Raw genomic sequence first — 18,408 nt, forward strand, 5'->3', positions numbered from 1 at the left:
TCTGCAAAGAGCTTTTAACTCATTTACAACCAAGTTAAAAGTATGCAAAAAGTTACAATCTGCTATCCGCGAACTGATAGTGGCAAAAACACCTTAAAAAAACGAAATGGTAATTCTTTACTAAGCCTTGTCTTCTTGTTCCACTTCATTTTCCTTGCCGGATCGGTGCTTGCCGAGCAACTGGGAACGGTCAGTGGTTTTATCCAAACTGAAAACGGTGAACCGTTGGTTGGGATTCATGTTCGTCTGGAAAACACACCTTTCGCTACTATCACGGACGATGGCGGACAATTTGAACTAAGAAATGTACCTGCCGGAAAATACACCTTTCTGACCAGTGGGGTAGGGTACAACGCCAAAAAGGAGAACATCGAAGTTAAAAACAAAAACGAAACCGTTCTTCAATACAAGCTGAACAGCCAGACCAACGAGCTATCAGAAGTTGTGATCAGCTCGGTTCGTTCGAAATCGTTTTCGTCAGTGAATAAAATTGATGTCCCGCTTCGCGATCTGCCGTTGTCTACATCAAGCGTGACGGTGAAGACCATTGAACAACGTGGAGCCGACGACCTGGGAGAAGCGATGAAAAACGCAACGGGTATCCGGGCAAACAACACGTATGGTGGCTTCCAGCACTTTACGGTAAGAGGATTCTCTAATTTTGTATTGTTGGTTGACGGTGTCCGTGATGAGCGCCACAATATTTCAACGAGTGCGCCCAATACCAATCTGGCAAACGTAGAAAGTATTGAAGTGTTGAAAGGACCAGCTTCGGTTCTTTTCGGACATTCGGCTTTGGGTGGGATCATCAACATTGCCCGTAAAAGACCAACTGCAAACCTGAAAGCCGATTTTTCGGCGGCTTACGGAAGCTTCAATACGCGCCGAATAAGAGCAGGAGCAGGCGGGCCAATCAATGATAAATTGCGCTATCGGGTTGATTTTGGAATGTCGGACACGGACGGGTATCGTCACTCAGGCTCGACCACCAACAATGGATATTTTGCTTTGGAATACACACCGACTGATAAGGATTTATTCTATCTGACCGTCGGAGCCAACAAGGATATTTACGATACAGATGCAGGCATACCGATGCTCGAAGGCAGCAAACCAGCGCCGGGACTGAACGTAAACACACGTTACAACGATCCACAGGATTTTCTGAAACACACCCGTTACGATTTCCAGTTGAAATACGTTCGTCAAATTGGAGAGAATTTGCGGCTGTCGAACCAGATTTCTTATTACGATGACAACATCAATTACTTCTCTACCGAAGAGCTGACCTACAATGCGACGCTGGACTCGATCACGCGCTCGTTTCCCTATTATTTCAATCACCTGACGAAACCACTTCAAAATCAGCTGGAACTGACTTATGATTTCAACACAGGAAGGGTTGAACATAAACTTCTGGCAGGTTATTCACTGAGTGTTCTGGATAGGAAAACATACAATGCAAACATGTACGGGCCGGGACAATTTGTGACTATTCCTATCAACAATCCTATTGCGAATCAGGGTTTTCTTGGTTATAAAACAACCAATTATAGGGCCACGATGGAGAATGTGCACGGAATTTATGTGCAGGATTTTATCAAAATTTCGGATAAGCTGAAAGGACTTGCCGGGTTGCGTTATGATATTTTTAACGGTACTTACTACACCAACAAGGTGGACGAAAACCGCAACGTGACGGAAGAAGGACCGGAATCTACGATCTCAAAATCGGCTTTGACTTATCGTTTAGGGCTTGTGTATCAGCCGACCGATGTGCTTTCTGTATATGGATCTTATTCAACTTATTTCAAACCATCCCGTCGTGTAGCGCCAAATGGTGAGACGTTTGATCCCGAAACCGGATACCAGGGAGAGCTTGGCAGCAGGCTGAAAGTTTCCAGAAAATGGTCAGGAAATCTGTCGTTTTATTACATGCGAAAAAACAATCAGCTGGAAAGTTTACCAGGAGGGATATTGCGCCGTGTAGGTTCGGCAGAATCCAAAGGTTTTGAAGCAGAAATTCAGGGAAATCCGATTGCCGGATTGGATCTGACCGCGGGATATACTTTTTCGGAGGCTAAATATCTTCCTCATTCGGGAGGCGAAAACAATGCTGTTGCCAATAACCGGACTGCTTTTGCTCCAAAAAACATGCTGAATATCTGGGTGAATTATGAGTTGCAAAACTCGGTTTTGAAAGGCTTGAATTTTGGTGCAGGTGCCAATTATATGGATGAAACATTCACCAACAGCACCAATACCTATGTGCTTCCCGCCTACACAGTGGTTGACGCGGCAATAGGTTACCGGGTTGGCAGAGTGGGCATCAGGCTGAATGTGAACAATGCATTCAACGAAAAATATTTCGCCAACGCCATTTTTGCCAATCAATTTTCACCAGGCGCAACACGGAATTTCCTGGTAAGTGTAAAATATAGTTTGTAGAGCTTATAGCTGTTAGCGATTGGCTATCAGCTGATTGCTAACGGCGTTAAGTTAATCGCTTATTCATGAAAACTTTCACAAAAATATTCCTGCTCATTCATCGCTACCTCGGGTTGGTGCTGAGCCTGCTTTTTGTGATCTGGTTTTTGTCGGGATTTGCCATGATGTATGTCAAATACCCGACCATGCGCCAGCACGAAAAGCTGCAAAACCTGCCCGTTGCCCGATTTGAAACTGCAAAACTGACTTTGAAAGAAGCTATGGATCGGGCGGTAATTATGGACACGATGCGATCTGTCAGACTGGGTATGATGCTCGACAGACCAGTATATCGGCTTACGACCACCAGAGGAGAATATCGTGCCGTTTTTGCCGATACCGGAGAATTGTTTGGTAGCACAGATACGACTCTTGCCAGAAAACTGGCAGTCGCTTTTCAGGGAAATAAAAGTCAGCCAAAAGAACTGGAAACGCTTACGGAGATTGACCAGTGGATGGCTGCGGCCAGGTCAATGGGTTACGTCACTCCGGTTCACAGGTTAAAGATGGATGACGACAAGGGAACCTACATTTACGTTTCTACACAGACCGGTGAAGTGGTTCAGCGGGTAAATGCGATGCAGCGTTTTCTGGCCTGGCTCGGACCCATTCCCCATTGGATTTATCCCACAGTACTTTTAAGAAATCGGCCACTTTGGAACGATATCATTATCTGGACTTCGACGTTGGGAAGCATCATGTGTATCGCGGGAATTGTGATGGGTTTTATTCGATACAAAAGAAAAAACAAGGATTCGCTGGTCTTTAGTCCTTACAAAAAACGCTGGTTTCGCTGGCACCATTACACCGGTTTTATATTTGGAATTTTCGCATTTACTTGGGTTTTTAGTGGCTTGCTGTCGATGACACCCTGGGATTGGGCACCGTTCACCAGGCTCAATATGGAAGAAACCAGCCAGTGGACAGGCGGACCAATGAACCCTGCAATTTTCAATTTATCACCAGTGAGAGCTGTAAAAATGTTCAGTACAGAGCTTCCCGTCAGAGAGATTCACTTTACCCAATTTGACGGCAAACCATACTACCTCGCTTATCAGGATGAGGAACATACGAGAATGTTGTCGGCAGATTCGGCAGGAAATCGGGTTTTTGAAATGTTTCCGACGTCTGTTTTTTCAGAGAAGATAAAAGAATTAAATCCTGGAATTGGTGTTGAAGAAGAAGTGGTACTGCACGACTACGACGATTATTATTATTCCAAAAACAGAGACAAAAGATTGCCTGTGTTACGAATGAAAATGGATACACCGGAAAAAACCTGGTATTACGTAGATTTAAAAACAGGTCAGGTGGTGCTGAAACATGAGAAAACGAGTCGCTTGGAAAGATGGCTTTATCATGGTTTACACAGTCTGGATTTTAGCTTTATTTTCTACAAACGTCCATTGTGGGATATCGTGATGATTATACTAATGCTCGGCGGACTACTGGCAAGCAGCACCGGGTTGATACTGACCTGGAAATGGTTAAGGAGATGGCAGGGGAGGAGTTTTAGGAATTAGAATGAAGAATGAACCAGAGTCGCGGACGACAATTAAAAATTAGCCTGAAAGGCTTTCATCCCTTAACGCAGGGCATCGCCCTGTGAATTTATGGCAAAATCAAACTTCCTCATATCAGCACCATCCAGTAACTCAGGTAAGACAACCCTTACTCTGGCGTTGCTACGTGCGTTGAAGAACAAAGGGTTAACGGTTCAGCCATTCAAATGCGGGCCGGATTATATCGATACCATTCACCATACCAAAGCGGCTGGGCGACCGAGTGTGAATCTGGACACATTTATGTCTTCTGATGCCCACGTTCAGGAGATATATGCCAAGTATTCCGGGGAATCTGATGTAGCTGTAACGGAAGGAGTGATGGGACTTTTTGATGGTGCTGATAGAATGCAGGGAAGTAGTGCGGCAATTGCGGAACTGCTTGATATTCCTGTGATTCTGGTAATTAATGCCAAATCCATGGCGTATTCCGCAGCGCCGTTGCTTTATGGTTTTAAGAATTTTTGCAGTAAAATAAACCTAGTTGGTGCCATTTTTAACTTCGTCAATTCAGAATCGCATTATCGTTTTTTGCAGGATGCCTGTTCTGATGTCGGGATTGAGGCGTTAGGATATTTGCGAAAAAATGAAGAACTGATCATTCCGTCCCGACATTTGGGTTTGCATATTTCTGCGGAAACAGATTATGAGAATATCATTGATAGGCTGGCTGCGGAAGTTGAAAAGACGGTTGATTTAAATAGGTTGCTTGAAATCTCAGTCATGCCTGCAGTTGAGGTCTGTGAGGACACAGACCTCGGCATTTCGCCCACGTTTGTGTCCCCACAAACGTGTTGTGCGGTGGATGTCTGTGAGGACACAGACCTCGGCGACAGCGACAAGAACAACCTTAAAATAGCCATTGCCCGTGACGAAGCATTCTCCTTTACCTACCATCAGAATATTAAAGTTCTCTCAAAATTCGGAACAATAACATGGTTCAGTCCGATACATGATACTATTTTACCAGAAACCGATTTTCTCTATTTACCTGGCGGATATCCTGAATTGTACGGAAAAGAATTGAGCGCCAACAAATCCTTGTTGCTTAGCATCAAACAATATTGTGAAACGGGAGGGCTGACTTTCGCGGAATGTGGCGGATTGATGTATCTCGGAAATTCAATCATTGACAAACAAGGCGAAAGCTATGAAATGGCGGGAGTTTTAAACTGCTCAACATCCATGCAATGCTCTAAAATGACACTTGGTTACCGCATTGCACACTGGAACGACTTGGAAATAAGAGGCCATGAATTCCATTATTCCGGATTCGCAGAGGAAAATCTGGATGCAGAGGAAGTTAAAATAACAAATGCCAAAGGAATAGAAGTTTCAACAAAATTATATCGAAAACTCAGCACTTTTGCTTCTTACATGCATGTTTATTGGGGTGAAAAATTTGAATTTATACAGAGTTTGATAAAACAAAAGGCTAATAGCTAATGGCTGTAAGCTGACAGCTAATTATGAAAGAAATCAAACGACAACGCATCACACGATCGGATGGGAAGGCGATTAACCTTGTGCAACGGCGCGGACATTTGTCTTACTGCTACAACGCATGTTGCTGCGGTCGGGTGGATCGTGGTTATGATCCCGTTCCGGTTGAGTTGTACAAAAGCGAGTGGCTAAAAAGAAAACTGCGCAATGTGGTGCACATGACCAAAGGCGGTTGTCTGGGCCCTTGTACACTTGCGAACGTCGTTACTCTGCTTTTCGACGGACATTCGATCTGGTTTCACTCCATCAACAACGACTGGCAGATCCTAGCCATTTTTGATTACATTGAAAGTATGGTAAAGGCAGATCGGTATCTGGTTCCACCGTCCGATCTTGCTGAATATGTTTTTCAGTTTTATACCTGGAAAGGATCTGAGAACGCGACTGTTGCCGGACAAACAGCCTTGCCAACGGAAGGGATTGTATTTATGACCCACGCCGATACCGATTTGCTCACGCTCAACCGCGCCATGGAAATATTGCCGGAAGATTTTCCAAAAACGCTGGGTATAAGTTTGCTCGCCATAAAAAGCGAAGAGCAGATGGCGCAGCTGCTCAGTCGGGAAATTGCTGAGGCGAAGATCATCGTGATTCGGATTCATGGACGCCTGAGCAGTATTCCTGGTTTTGGAGAACTTGCCAATTTGGCCAAACAAAGACAACAGCATTTGATTGTTGTAAGTGGAACGGGGGATCTTAATCCTGAATTTGCAGCAGTTTCCACCGTATCGCCGGCGATTTTGCATGAAACATTGGCCTATTTGCAGGCAGGTGGTTACAGCAATTTTAACTCACTTTTAAATTTCCTTTCAGATCATTTTCTGATGACAGGTTTTGGGGCGGAAGCACCTTTCAATTTGCCTGAACATGGCATTTACCATCCTGATCTTCCTGAAAATACCGATATGGACGATTGGGTTAAACATGCAAATCCCAATTACGCCACGGTAGGAATAACCTTTTACAGAGCGCATTGGATCAGCGGCAATACCAATTTTATTGATGCCATGATCCGTTCTCTGGAAGACAAAAATGTGAATGTGCTTCCCGTTTTTACATCTTCATTAAAAGCTGTGAACGAAGTTTCCGGAAAACCTTTTGCGTTTGAAATCTTTGATTCCATTCCTGGTCAGAGGATTGATGTGCTCATCAATACCATCTCTTTTGCCATCACCGATATCAAACCTGCCGGAGCTGTAAGTCAGCCGGTTGCGTCGCTGACCGAACTTGATGTTCCCATTTTACAGGCCATTGCAAGCGGAATGAGTCGTGGTCCATGGGAGTCGTCCAGCAGAGGGTTGAATCCGCTCGATACGGCAATGAATGTTGCGATTCCGGAATTTGACGGCCGGATTATCACCGTTCCCATTTCATTTAAAGAAAAAGGAAAGGAGACAAAAGGTTACGAGCCGGTGGGAGATCGGGTGGATCGGGCGGCAGGATTGGCAATTCGTTTTGCACGTTTGCGTCATTTGAAAAACTCAGAAAAACGCATTGCTTTTATATTTACCAATTCCAATACAAAAGCCTCGCAGGTTGGAAATGCGGTTGGATTGGATGCCCCCGCTTCGCTCATGAACATGCTTCACGCGATGCTGGCGGAAGGATATAAGATAACAAACCTGCCTGCAACGGGCACTGAACTTATCCACGAGCTTATTGACCGCTGTTCGTATGACGAAAATTATCTGACTCCTGAACAGCTTCTCAATGCTGCCGGACATGTTGCTTTTGACACCTATCAGAGTTGGTTCGAAGAACTGCCTTCTGTCATACAACAAAGAATGGTGAAACAATGGGGGCCGCCGCCGGGAGAAACCTATGTTCAGGATGGCAATATTGCACTTGCGGGACTTGATCTTGGAAATGCATTCGTAGCATTGCAGCCTCCACGCGGTTACGGAATGGATCCGGATGCGATTTATCACCAGCCTGATCTCCCACCAACGCATCATTATTTTGCCCTTTATCGCTGGCTCCGGGATAGCTGGAATGCTGATGCAATTGTTCATGTAGGTAAACACGGCACGTTGGAATGGCTTCCGGGGAAAGGAATTGGTTTGTCTGAAAACTGTTTTCCTGATGCTATTCTTGCTGATATGCCGTTGTTTTATCCGTTCATAATCAACGATCCCGGAGAAGGTTCGCAAGCCAAACGCCGCGCACATGCTGTGGTGGTAGACCATCTCACGCCGCCCATGACTTCCGCGGATAGCTACGGAGAATTGGCTCAGCTGACTCAATTGGTTGACGAATATTATCAGGTTGAAAGTCTGGATCCGGCGAAGTTGCCGTTGCTGCAAAGACAGATTTGGGAGTTGATTCAGCAGACCAATCTGGATACGGACCTGGCTGCGATGCTGAGCCGTGACCATGGTGATCACAAACACGATTGGGACGATGACATGACACCTGAGGGAGTTCCGGTGAGCCTGACCGAAATGGACGGGAAAGACATCGCCCATTTGATTGAAGATATTGACGGATACCTGTGTGAGTTGGGTGCTGCGCAAATCCGGAATGGGTTACATACGTTGGGAGAAATGCCTTCCGGTGATGCGTTGCCGGATATGCTGCAATCGCTCACACGACTGCCAAATGCCAATGTCCCTGGTTTACAATCAGAAATGGCGGCGGTATTTGGTTTTCAAATTGATGCGCTTTTACAGAATAAAGGACAAAAGACAGAGGCTGTATCAGATTCATTTAAGGTTTTGGCAGGACGAGCCGTCGTTACCAATGCGGATGTTTTGGAGATTTTGGATGAATTGAGTAATCACTTGTTTCGCCTCATGAAGCGGGAGAATTTTAGTCCTGAATCCATTGATAAAGTAATTTTTGAAACACTGAATATTATTCCTTCTGAGTCCGGTTTGTTGGGAATCAAGAAGATACTGGAGTTTGTGTGCCAAGAACTGATGCCGAATCTGGCACGGACGGATGAAGAGATCACAAACCTGCTTCACGGACTTTCCGGTGGGTATGTCCCTGCCGGACCAAGTGGTGCGCCGACACGAGGAATGGCCCATATCTTGCCAACGGGCAGGAATTTTTATGCGGTAGATCCTCGGGTTTTGCCGTCCAAAGCGGCCTGGGAAGTTGGTCAGCAGTTGGCGCGTGAAGTATTGGATCGTCATTTGAAAGAAACGGGGCGATATCCTGAAAATGTGGGGATCAGCATTTGGGGGACGAGTGCGATGCGTACGCATGGTGATGACGTTGCAGAAGTTTTGGCATTGATGGGCGTTCGCCCGGTTTGGCAGGCCGAAAGCAGACGAATCACCGGAATTGAAGTCATATCTCTGCAAGATTTGAGCCGGCCACGTATTGATGTAACGACCCGGATAAGTGGCTTTTTCAGAGACGCATTCCCTCACCTGATCGAATTGCTGGATGATGCCGTGCAAATGGTGATTGCGTTGGATGAATCGTTGGAAGATAATTTTATCAAAAAACATTTCCTGAAAGATCTGGCTGAACTGCAGAAGGACAATTCCATTTCGGTGGAGGAAGCGGAAGAGCGTGCTGGTTACCGGATTTTTGGTGCTGCACCAGGAAGTTATGGGGCGGGAATTTTGCCTTTGATCAATGAAAAAAACTGGCACGCAGATGCTGATTTTGCGCAGGCGTATGTCAATTGGGGAGGTTATGCCTATTCAAAAACTGCCCAGGGAGTGGACGCCAGAAGCGAATTCAAACAACGGCTATCCGGCGTGGAAGTCGCGTTGCATAATCAGGACAATCGGGAACATGATATATTTGACAGTGATGATTATCTGCAATTTCATGGCGGCATGATTGCAACAATTCGAAGTCTGACCGGACAACAACCGAAACATTATTTCGGCGATTCGCAAAATCCTGCACAACCCGTTGTAAGAGATTTGAAAGAAGAGACTTTGCGTGTTTTTCGGTCGAGGGTGGTTAATCCAAAATGGATTGAAAGCATTAAAAAACATGGTTACAAAGGTGGTTTGGAATTGACAGCAACTGTTGATTATATTTTTGGGTACGATGCAACGGCCAATGTTGTGGACGACTGGATGTATGAAAAAGTAGCCAATACCTATGCGCTGGATCCTGCGATGCAACAGTTTTTTCAGGAGGCCAATCCGTGGGCACTCAACGCGATCGCTGAAAGATTACTCGAAGCGGTACAAAGAGGAATGTGGGCTAAGCCATCGGAGGAGGTGCTGGAAGGTTTGAAAGATTTGTATTTAAAAAGTGAAGAATTATTGGAAGTCAGAGGTGAATGAGAAGCTGGATATTGCTCATTTTAAAATTGACATCAAAATAGAATTAAAGAAATACCTATGAAACAATACCCTTTTACCGCAATTGTCGGGCAGGAAAAATTGAAACGCGCTTTGCTGCTTTGCGCTGTGAATCCTGCAATTGGAGGTGTTCTTATAAAAGGTGAAAAGGGTACGGCGAAGAGCACGGCAGCCAGAGGGTTGTCAGCGATTATGCCGCCGATTCAAAGGATATTGGGTTCGGCCTTTAATACTTCCGAACAGGAGTATGTTTCAGGGAGTGATTATAAAAATGATCAAGTTTTCGAGCTCGAAGATATAACTGTGCCATTTGTTGATCTTCCGTTGGGCGCGTCTGAGGACAGAGTTTTAGGAAGTCTGGATTTGCAGGCCATTGTTGCCGATAAGAAGAAGAAATTCCTGCCCGGATTACTCGCAGGAGCCCATCGGGGAATTCTGTATGTGGACGAGGTAAATCTTTTGCAGGATCATTTGGTAGATATATTGTTGGATGTAGCAGCGTCCGGAATCAACACGGTTCAAAGGGAAGGGCTGTCGGTAAGTCACCCTTCAAAATTTGTTTTGATTGGCACAATGAATCCCGAAGAGGGGAATTTGCGGCCACAATTTTTAGATCGTTTTGGTTTGATGGTAGAGGTGGAATCGCAAATGGATGTGAAGGACAGAACAGAGGTGGTGAAACGCAGAATGGCTTTTGAAAACGATGCTGATGCTTTTGTAAAACAATGGTCAGCAGCTCAACTTGCACTACAAAATCAGGTACTGAAAGCACAGCAATTGCTTCCGTTTGTGACGATGCCCGAAGGTTTGCTGACGCTCATCAGCCAGCTTTGTATAGAGTGGTCGGTTTCCAGTTTGAGGGCGGATATCGTTTTGTACAAAACAGCAACCACGCTTGCCGCATTGGCAGGCCGCGAAACGGTTACGGCCAATGATGTAAGGGAAGCGGCGGAATTGGTGCTCGTTCACAGGAAAGGCAAAAAGCCATTTGAACAAAATCAAAAAAAGACGGAACCTAACCCTCCAAATCCGGAAACGACAGATTCGAAAGAACGAGGTAAAAGTGAGCGTAATCAGTCGGATACAAACGAGGATTGTGGTGAAGGAAATTGCCCTCCGGATGCGCCGGAACAGATTTTTGGGATTAATAAAAATATAGAAAAGCCCGATTTACGACTTGATTTACCTGCAATTAAAAAGGAAATGCCGGATGGAAGAAGAATCAAAGCGGCCAATACGGCAAAAGGAATACAGGTGCGAACAGAGCAAAATGCTTTGGCAACCGACATTGCGTTTTCGGAAACAATACAGCATGCGCTAACGCGGGATCCTGATTTTGTGAGTTTGAAAGGGGAGGATATTCATCAAAAAATAAGACATGGAAAAGCGGGTCATCTTATATTGTTTGTGGTAGATGCGTCTGGTTCCATGGCTGCGGGAAAACGGATGGAAGCGGTGAAGGGAAGCGTATTCAACCTTTTGCAGGATGCATATCAAAAGCGGGATATGGTGGGTGTGATCGCGTTTAGGGGAGTCGAAGCTGAAATTATTCTTGAACCCACTTTGAGTATTGATCTCGCAGAAAAAGAATTGGAAAATCTGCCAACAGGAGGAAGAACACCACTCGCCCACGCCATGCAATTGTCTGAACATATTTTAAAACAATACCGAAATGCGCAGAATTTAAAGCCACTGCTGGTTATTCTGAGCGATGGGAAAGCCAATGTGCCAATAAATGGCGGAGGTGATGCCTGGCAACAGACGTTACAAATTGCCAGCAATATTGCCGAAATGGAAATCCCTTCTTTGGTATTGGATACTGAAACCGGCTACCTGCGTTTTGGAAGGGCTGTGGAACTATCCAATGCGTTGGGAGGCGAGTGTGTTTCGCTCGATACGCTTTCTTCGAGTGAAATTACGGGGAAGGTTTTGGCTAGGATGGAGGGGTGGGGTTAGTAAGGAATATCCATGGCGTTGTCATGGAAGAAAAGTAATTTTTTTCATAAATAAAATATGAGATAGGCTTAAATGTTTGTCAGACTGAGCGGAGTCGAAGTCTTGGCGATCAAGTGTAAGTTATTAAATTGAATATTGAGATATTTAATAATGATCGAGCCGAAGGTTAGGTGTATACGAGATTGAAGACAGTTAACTTGGTCGCCCGGATTTCGACTCCGCTACCATTGACGCTTTTTGTATGTGATTGATTAATAATAATTTATAATTGGTCGCTCGCCCTTCGACTCCGCTCAGGGTGACACCGCTTTAAGCGTCACTTATATTGTTTTTTTATGAAATAAAATTCAGCCTCAGCCTGACAAACGACCACTCAATAAACCCAATTAATAATAATTGTCAGAAAAATAGATTTGCCAAAACACAACAAATGACAAACAAAAAACTAAAACCCATCATGTTTGTCGGTACTGGATCGGATGTGGGGAAGAGCGTGATTGCAGCAGGATTTTGCAGGATTTTTAAACAGGATGGTTATTATCCCGCTCCTTTTAAGGCGCAAAATATGTCCTTGAATAGTTTTGTCACTCCAGATGGACTGGAACTTGGGAGGGCTCAGGCGGTGCAGGCGGAAGCAGCCGGGATTCCTTGCCATACAGATATGAATCCGGTATTGCTGAAACCGACCAGCGACAAATCTTCTCAGGTTGTTCTGAATGGAAAACCGGTTGGTAACCAGTCGGCCTACGAATATTTTATGGCAAACGATCGGCGGGAGTTATTTTTCGCTGTGAAAGAAGCATTCGATCGGCTTTCTACAAACTTTGGTCCGATTGTGTTGGAAGGTGCCGGAAGTATTTCTGAGTTGAATCTGAAACATCGGGACATTACCAATTTGCGAATGGCCGCTCATGCCGGTGCTGCTACTTATCTCATTGCGGATATTGACAAAGGAGGCGTTTTTGGCAGCGTGTATGGTACAATTTCCCTGCTCACCGAACAAGAACGAGCTTTGATGAAAGGTATTATTATCAATAAATTTCGTGGGGACGGGCGGTTGTTTGAAGAAGGTAAAAAGATGCTGGAAGATTTGACAGGACTGCCGGTTGTCGGTATTTTGCCCTACTTTCGTGACATTCATATTGAGGAGGAAGACTCGGTTTCGCTGGAATCCAAGTTTAAATCTTCCGTGGAAGGCAAGATAAATATTGCGGTAATTTTGCTAAAAAGACTTTCCAATTTCACCGATTTTGACCGGTTGGAGCAGGATCCAAGAGTGAATCTCTTTTATACCAACGATCCGGCTGAAATTGGAAAAGCACAGATTGTGATCATTCCAGGAAGCAAAAATACGATTGCAGATATGCTGGCAATCAAAAACAACGGTATTGCCAAGGCGATTTATGATGTACACAAATCGGGCAGAACCGTGATTGGTATATGTGGCGGTTACCAGATCATGGGTGAAACGATTGAAGATCCGCATCATGTTGAAGGCGAAATTGAGCAGGTTCCTGGCTTGGGGTTGTTACCCGTGCAAACCGTTTTGCAATCTGTAAAAACCACACTGCAATGTGAATTTGCTTTTCGGGAAAGTGCAGAAACTGGTGTTGGATATGAAATTCACATGGGTGAAACCAAAATTTCAGGACAGGAATCTCCGGTAGCGGTGCTTTCCGATGGCAGGAACGATGGTTGTTTTTTGAATGACAAAACCTGGGGAAGTTATCTTCACGGGATATTGGATAATGAAAATGTAGTTGAACATTTGCTCGCTCCCTATCATTCCGACGCAAAAACATCGACATTCAATTTTCAGGATTTTAAAGAGGAACAATACAACAAGCTGGCTGATCTGATACGGTCCCATGTGAATATGGAAATGATATACGATAGTTTGAAAAACTGATAATGAGAGGTTTGGTTGTTTTTTTCATGACCGGCGACACAAACCTAGTCGCTCACAGCCAATCGCTATCAGCTAATAGATGACAGCTTAATAATAAAGAATATGCTTCACGGACACGGCGATGACCGTTATAAATACGATAAAGAAATTGTTGCGGACTTCAGCACCAATGTTTGGTATGGCGGAGAACCTGCGGGGTTAAAGGAACATGTTTTCGAACATTGGGAAAAAATTAACCGTTATCCGGAGGTAATCGGGGAGAGTCTCCGTGTTAAAATTGCGAATCACGAGCAACTTCCTGCTGAACAGATATTGGTAAGCAGCGGAACTACTGAAAGCATTTATCTGATTGCACAATTGTTTGCCGGAAAAAGAACAACAATTGTAACGCCTGCTTTTTCAGAATATGAAGATGCCTGCAACATGTACGATCATCAGCTTTCATTTTTATCGTGGCAGGAAGCGCTGGAACAACCACGCCTGAAAAGTGATCTGGTTTTTATTTGTTCCCCCAACAACCCTACTGGAAAAACTTTCCCGGATCTGGAATTCTGGATGCGGCTAAACCGGCAATGTGTATTTGTAATAGATGAAGCGTTTATTGATTTTACGCTAACTGCGTCATCCTATATTTCGCTGATCGAGCAATTTTCAAATCTGATCATCATGCGTTCACTGACCAAAGCGTATGCCATTCCCGGATTGCGGCTTGGCTTTATGGCTGGTCATTCAGATATGATGGAAAGGTTGATCAGCATCAAACAACCCTGGACAGTAAACACAATTGCACTTGCCGCAGGGGAATTTATTTATGATCATTATGAGAAAAATCAATTGCCTTTACAGCAGTTATTGGCTGACAAAATTGATTTTGTTGAAAAATTGAAATTGAACGAAGTCATTCAAATAGAAGAAAGTGAAACGCATTTTTTTCTTGCCAAAACATTGATCCGCAATGCTGCGCAGCTTAAACTTTTTCTGATCGAAAATCATGGGATTCTGATCCGCGATGCAAGCAATTTTCGAAATCTCACCCGTCAGCATTTTCGGCTGGCTACGCTTAGTCCGGATAAAAATCAATTACTGATAAACGCCCTTGAAGAATGGAAAAAGCTATACTACTGATAGCACCATTGCTGATAGGGTATGTTCTGGATTTACTGATTGGCGATCCGGACAACTGGCCGCATCCCGTTCGGGTTTTCGGGAATCTGATTGCGTATTTTGAAAAGAAGCTGAATCGTAACTCCGGCCGTTTCATGAAAGGAGCAGTACTTGCTATTGCGCTTGTGTTGGTTGTTTTTTCTTTTTTTACACTTATAAATCTTTGGCTGATAAACTTAGAATGGCCTTTTATGATTGTCAATGGCGTTTTTGTCTGGTACGGTCTGGCCAACAAAAGCTTGATTACTGAAGGCAAAAATGTATTTCTTGCATTGGAAAGTGGAGGGATAGAGGCAGGGCGAAAACGGCTTTCAAGAATCGTAGGGCGGGATACCTCGCAACTCACTCCACAGCAAATCCATATAGCAGTTCTGGAAACCATGTCAGAAAACCTGAGTGATGGTGTGATCGCCCCGTTGTTTTTTTTCGCGATCGGTGGGGTTCCCGGAATGATGGCTTACAAGATGATCAATACAATGGATTCCATGCTCGGTTATAGAAACGAACGTTATGAAAAATTTGGCAAATTCGCTGCGAGACTGGATGACGTAGCAAATTTTATCCCATCAAGATTGACCGCATTTTTAATGGTTTTAGTAACGTTTAGCAGGAAGGGATTTCAATTCATATTTCGTTACGGACACAAACATAAAAGTCCGAATGCCGGTTATCCGGAAGCAGCTTTGGCAGGCATTTTAGGCTGCCGTTTCGGCGGACCAAATATTTATCACGGAGTTGTTGTCGACAAACCGTTTATCGGTGAAACTGATCGGGATATAAAACCGGACGAAATACGTCAGGTAATTTCTATTAATCACAAGGTGTGTTTTGTGATGGTAATTATCTTAGTGATCAGCTTTTGCTGCTATGTTAAAATTCCATTTTGGATTTTACCTCTGTGACAAAATCTTCCGAGACACCTACCAAGTCTGCAATTTTCTCGATAGAAAAATTTGTGTGTTTTAATAGAGATTGCGTGAAGGCTATATTTTTTTTCACTTTCTCTTCTTTTGCACCTTTTTCAATACCTTGTTTCTCTGCCCTATCCAGCAAAAACTCTTCCAGTCCCATTGTTTGTTTATTTTGTGTGATGAAATCTAACTCTTTTTCAAATTTAACTCCCGTTTCACTGTTTTCAAAACGAATATAGAGTGGCGGAGGGAGCTCTTATTTGTCCAAAATAATAGAGAAAGTCTGTTTTGGAATTAGGTTTGCATCTTTGACGTGATGAAATACAAAATGTAATGCAAAAAATAATTATCACTGGCGGACCCGGCTCCGGGAAATCGACATTGCTGGATGCGTTGGCTGCGAATGGATACCATTGTGTACCAGAGGTTTCGAGATCGTTAATTCAGGAACAAGTTGCCGCCGAAAGCGATTGCCTTCCCTGGAAAGACTTGAATTGCTTTGCAACCCTGGCTTTGGATAGAATGCTTGCAGATTACAAGCAGGCAATAGGTAATAATCAAACTTCATTTTTTGACCGTGGAATTCCGGACATTATAGCCTATCTGAAAGTGGGTGGATTGGAAGTGAATTCTCGATTTTACAGTATAGCAAATGAGCATCGTTACGCTAAGGATGTTTTCATTACACCACCCTGGAAGGAAATTTATGTCAATGATACCGAGCGCTGGCAAACCTTCGATGAAGCCTGTGTTTTACATGAGACGCTGGTTTCTGTTTATTCAGATTTAGGCTATAATTTGAAGTTTGTCCCTTGTCTTTCAGTGCAGGATCGGGTTGATTATATTGTTAGAGAATTGAGTGAGGGAATTTAACTTGAGAATGGGGGAGGATATTTCGGTGCGCTGCACCTGTTTAGCGGTAATTTTTAAGGATTGGTAAAAGTTGTGGCCGCCAGTTTTGACTTTGTTATGATATATATCAGGTGCGGATAACCGAAATATTTGTAGAACAATGGTGTGCGCACATACCAAGGTGCATCGCACCGAAATAAAAATAATGCCTGTTTTTCCTTCAAATAAAAGCTTCTACAAACACTTCACACACCAAATCTTCGTACTTTCGTACCACATAAGGTTCGCGCCCTGGCGTGATTAAAAGGGAATACCGGTGTAAATCCGGAACAGTCTCCGCTGCTGTAAGTTCAGAAAAAAAGTTTTGGCAAAAAGCCACTGGGAAGGGAATTAGAGAATGATAGACCGGGTCGCCGGTGCGATGATAGAATATCCATCCAAATGGTATTCACTCATTCACCAATTCGCTCATTCAAAATTACCTCCGGGAAGGCGTCAGAATTGGACGAGTCAGAAGACCTGCCTTCAAACATAATCCTATGGCTTTCGGAAGAAAAGCCCAAGACCAATGATTCTGAAACAAACCACTTCTGGTGGTAAACAGGCATCCTGTTTACTCCTTTCCATTTTGCTGCTCTGCTGGTTGCTAATCTCATGCAGCAGCTCGTCTTCTCTTTACGATAAAACCGAATCTCAGTTTACGGGTAAGGCTCTTTTCAACGACAAAGTTAAAATAAGGCACGCCAAAGGCTTCACGATTGATTATTACGATCACTATAAAGTGGTTAAAATATTAAGTCCCTTCGAAAAGAGTACTGATACGATGAGCTACGTGTTGTTGCAGCGCGGTACGCCACGGCCGAAAGAGTTCGCTGAAAATCAGGTGATTGAAATACCGATACGCAGTCTGGTTGTGATGTCATCTTTGCATATTGGCCTGGTTGGTTTTCTCGAAGCGGAGGATATTCTTACCGGAATGGGAAATCTGAAATATGTCTCTTCTCCAAAAGTAATTGAAAGAATCAAATCAGGTAAAATCGCTGAAGTTGGTAAAGATCAGGGTATTAATGAGGAGTTACTCATCACCATGCGCCCCGACCTTATGATGGCTATTGGTAGTCCTGTTTCTAAAATAAATCGCTACCAGTCGCTTCGGCAGGCAGGAATTCCGGTGATGATCAATTCGGAATGGATTGAGACAACACCACTTGCCAGAGCGGAATGGGTGAAGCTGATGGGCGCATTGCTCAACAAAGAGGAGCTTGTAAACAGGAAATTTCAGGTGGTTGAAGAGCAGTACAACAGACTCGCCGGATTGGCTAAAAAGGCGAAGAGTAAGCCGAGTGTCATCACCGGGATGAACTCGAAAGATTCCTGGTTTGTGCCTAATGGGAATAGCTATGTAAGCAAGTTTTTGCAAGATGCAGGAGGTTCATATCATTGGATTAATACGAAGTCTACTGGCAGTTTGCCACTGAGTTTTGAAGCTGTTTATCCCGTAGCGCTAAAAGCTGATTACTGGCTCAATGTGAGTATTACCAACGTCAAGTCCAGAGAAAATATTCTGTCAAAGGATATTCGTTATGCTGACTTTGAGTCATTTAAATCCGGACAAATTTACAGCTACAATAAACGTTTCAACAGCAATGGCGCCAACGACTATTGGGAATCGGGAGCGGTAAATCCGGACAAAGTTCTTGCCGATTTGATCCGGATTCTTCATCCTGAATTGCTTCCGGATCATGATCTGGTTTATTACAAGAAAATTAATTGAAAATTTAATAAGTATC

The 18,408-nt window shown here is 44.0% G+C and carries 11 protein-coding genes, 1 pseudogene and 1 riboswitch; of the genes and pseudogenes, 10 read left to right on the plus strand and 2 right to left on the minus strand.

All coding sequences use genetic code 11. The features are described 5' to 3' along the window. The first annotated feature begins 42 nt into the window (after positions 1 to 42). The 3 genes from LZG71_RS10655 to LZG71_RS10665 all read left to right on the plus strand — a co-directional run bounded on the left by LZG71_RS10655 (position 43) and on the right by LZG71_RS10665 (position 5,495). Positions 43 to 2,448, plus strand: a complete 2,406-nt coding sequence (locus tag LZG71_RS10655) for a TonB-dependent receptor (protein ID WP_233820248.1) — start codon at positions 43 to 45, stop codon at positions 2,446 to 2,448. 65 nt (positions 2,449 to 2,513) lie between these two features. Next, entirely contained in the window at positions 2,514 to 4,010 is a 1,497-nt protein-coding gene (locus LZG71_RS10660; protein WP_233820249.1) for a PepSY domain-containing protein, read from the plus strand. A 90-nt stretch (positions 4,011 to 4,100) separates the two neighbouring features. Beyond that, the gene (locus LZG71_RS10665) at positions 4,101 to 5,495 is read left to right on the plus strand and encodes a cobyrinate a,c-diamide synthase (RefSeq protein ID WP_233820250.1); all 1,395 of its coding nucleotides are present in this window, start codon (positions 4,101 to 4,103) and stop codon (positions 5,493 to 5,495) included. A 323-nt stretch (positions 5,496 to 5,818) separates the two neighbouring features. Here LZG71_RS10665 and LZG71_RS30690 read toward each other — a convergent pair. Then, a pseudogene (locus LZG71_RS30690) lies at positions 5,819 to 6,118 on the minus strand (hypothetical protein); the annotation flags it as partial. Here LZG71_RS30690 and cobN point away from each other — a divergent pair. The 5 genes from cobN (at position 6,002) to cbiB (ending at position 15,757) form a co-directional block, all read left to right on the plus strand. Continuing rightward, positions 6,002 to 9,808: a cobaltochelatase subunit CobN gene (gene cobN / locus LZG71_RS10670; protein WP_409013613.1), complete on the plus strand. Its 3,807-nt coding sequence runs from the start codon at positions 6,002 to 6,004 to the stop codon at positions 9,806 to 9,808. The pseudogene LZG71_RS30690 and the gene cobN overlap by 117 nt on opposite strands. Positions 9,809 to 9,865: 57 nt before the next feature. Next, complete coding sequence (locus LZG71_RS10675; protein WP_233820252.1) at positions 9,866 to 11,782, plus strand: magnesium chelatase subunit D family protein; 1,917 nt, start codon at positions 9,866 to 9,868, stop codon at positions 11,780 to 11,782. Between the two features lie 430 nt (positions 11,783 to 12,212). Then, positions 12,213 to 13,691: a cobyric acid synthase gene (locus tag LZG71_RS10680; protein ID WP_233820253.1), complete on the plus strand. Its 1,479-nt coding sequence runs from the start codon at positions 12,213 to 12,215 to the stop codon at positions 13,689 to 13,691. A 102-nt stretch (positions 13,692 to 13,793) separates the two neighbouring features. Next, complete coding sequence (locus tag LZG71_RS10685; RefSeq protein ID WP_233820257.1) at positions 13,794 to 14,816, plus strand: aminotransferase class I/II-fold pyridoxal phosphate-dependent enzyme; 1,023 nt, start codon at positions 13,794 to 13,796, stop codon at positions 14,814 to 14,816. After that, on the plus strand, positions 14,795 to 15,757 hold the full coding sequence (gene cbiB, locus LZG71_RS10690; RefSeq protein WP_233820263.1) for an adenosylcobinamide-phosphate synthase CbiB: 963 nt from the start codon (positions 14,795 to 14,797) through the stop codon (positions 15,755 to 15,757). Before LZG71_RS10685 ends, cbiB begins: the two co-directional genes overlap by 22 nt. Here the strand turns inward: cbiB and LZG71_RS10695 are convergent. Beyond that, positions 15,726 to 15,926 carry a hypothetical protein gene (locus LZG71_RS10695; protein ID WP_233820265.1) on the minus strand — a complete coding sequence of 67 codons (201 nt, stop codon included), beginning with the start codon at positions 15,924 to 15,926 and terminating at the stop codon, positions 15,726 to 15,728. The genes cbiB and LZG71_RS10695 overlap by 32 nt on opposite strands. 173 nt (positions 15,927 to 16,099) lie before the next feature. On the opposite strand from LZG71_RS10695, the gene LZG71_RS10700 reads away from it, so the two are divergent. Further along, complete coding sequence (locus LZG71_RS10700; RefSeq protein WP_233820266.1) at positions 16,100 to 16,639, plus strand: AAA family ATPase; 540 nt, start codon at positions 16,100 to 16,102, stop codon at positions 16,637 to 16,639. A 242-nt stretch (positions 16,640 to 16,881) separates the two neighbouring features. Beyond that, positions 16,882 to 17,160: riboswitch (cobalamin riboswitch) on the plus strand. Positions 17,161 to 17,186: 26 nt separating this feature from the next. Beyond that, the gene (locus LZG71_RS10705) at positions 17,187 to 18,392 is read left to right on the plus strand and encodes an ABC transporter substrate-binding protein (protein ID WP_233820268.1); all 1,206 of its coding nucleotides are present in this window, start codon (positions 17,187 to 17,189) and stop codon (positions 18,390 to 18,392) included. The last annotated feature ends 16 nt before the right edge of the window (positions 18,393 to 18,408 follow it).

It is taken from the genome of Dyadobacter sp. CY312 (assembly GCF_021390535.1).
In the GTDB taxonomy this organism is placed as follows: domain Bacteria; phylum Bacteroidota; class Bacteroidia; order Cytophagales; family Spirosomataceae; genus Dyadobacter.

What these genes read in the sequence shown, in the direction of transcription:
- LZG71_RS10655 (WP_233820248.1), top strand. Translation starts at nt 43, where the DNA reads ATGCAAAAAGTTACAATCTGCTATCCGCGAACTGATAGTGGCAAAAAC.
- LZG71_RS10660 (WP_233820249.1), top strand. Translation starts at nt 2,514, where the DNA reads ATGAAAACTTTCACAAAAATATTCCTGCTCATTCATCGCTACCTCGGG.
- LZG71_RS10665 (WP_233820250.1), top strand. Translation starts at nt 4,101, where the DNA reads ATGGCAAAATCAAACTTCCTCATATCAGCACCATCCAGTAACTCAGGT.
- LZG71_RS10675 (WP_233820252.1), top strand. Translation starts at nt 9,866, where the DNA reads ATGAAACAATACCCTTTTACCGCAATTGTCGGGCAGGAAAAATTGAAA.
- LZG71_RS10680 (WP_233820253.1), top strand. Translation starts at nt 12,213, where the DNA reads ATGACAAACAAAAAACTAAAACCCATCATGTTTGTCGGTACTGGATCG.
- LZG71_RS10685 (WP_233820257.1), top strand. Translation starts at nt 13,794, where the DNA reads ATGCTTCACGGACACGGCGATGACCGTTATAAATACGATAAAGAAATT.
- cbiB (WP_233820263.1), top strand. Translation starts at nt 14,795, where the DNA reads ATGGAAAAAGCTATACTACTGATAGCACCATTGCTGATAGGGTATGTT.
- LZG71_RS10695 (WP_233820265.1), bottom strand. Translation starts at nt 15,926, where the DNA reads ATGGGACTGGAAGAGTTTTTGCTGGATAGGGCAGAGAAACAAGGTATT.
- LZG71_RS10700 (WP_233820266.1), top strand. Translation starts at nt 16,100, where the DNA reads ATGCAAAAAATAATTATCACTGGCGGACCCGGCTCCGGGAAATCGACA.
- LZG71_RS10705 (WP_233820268.1), top strand. Translation starts at nt 17,187, where the DNA reads ATGATTCTGAAACAAACCACTTCTGGTGGTAAACAGGCATCCTGTTTA.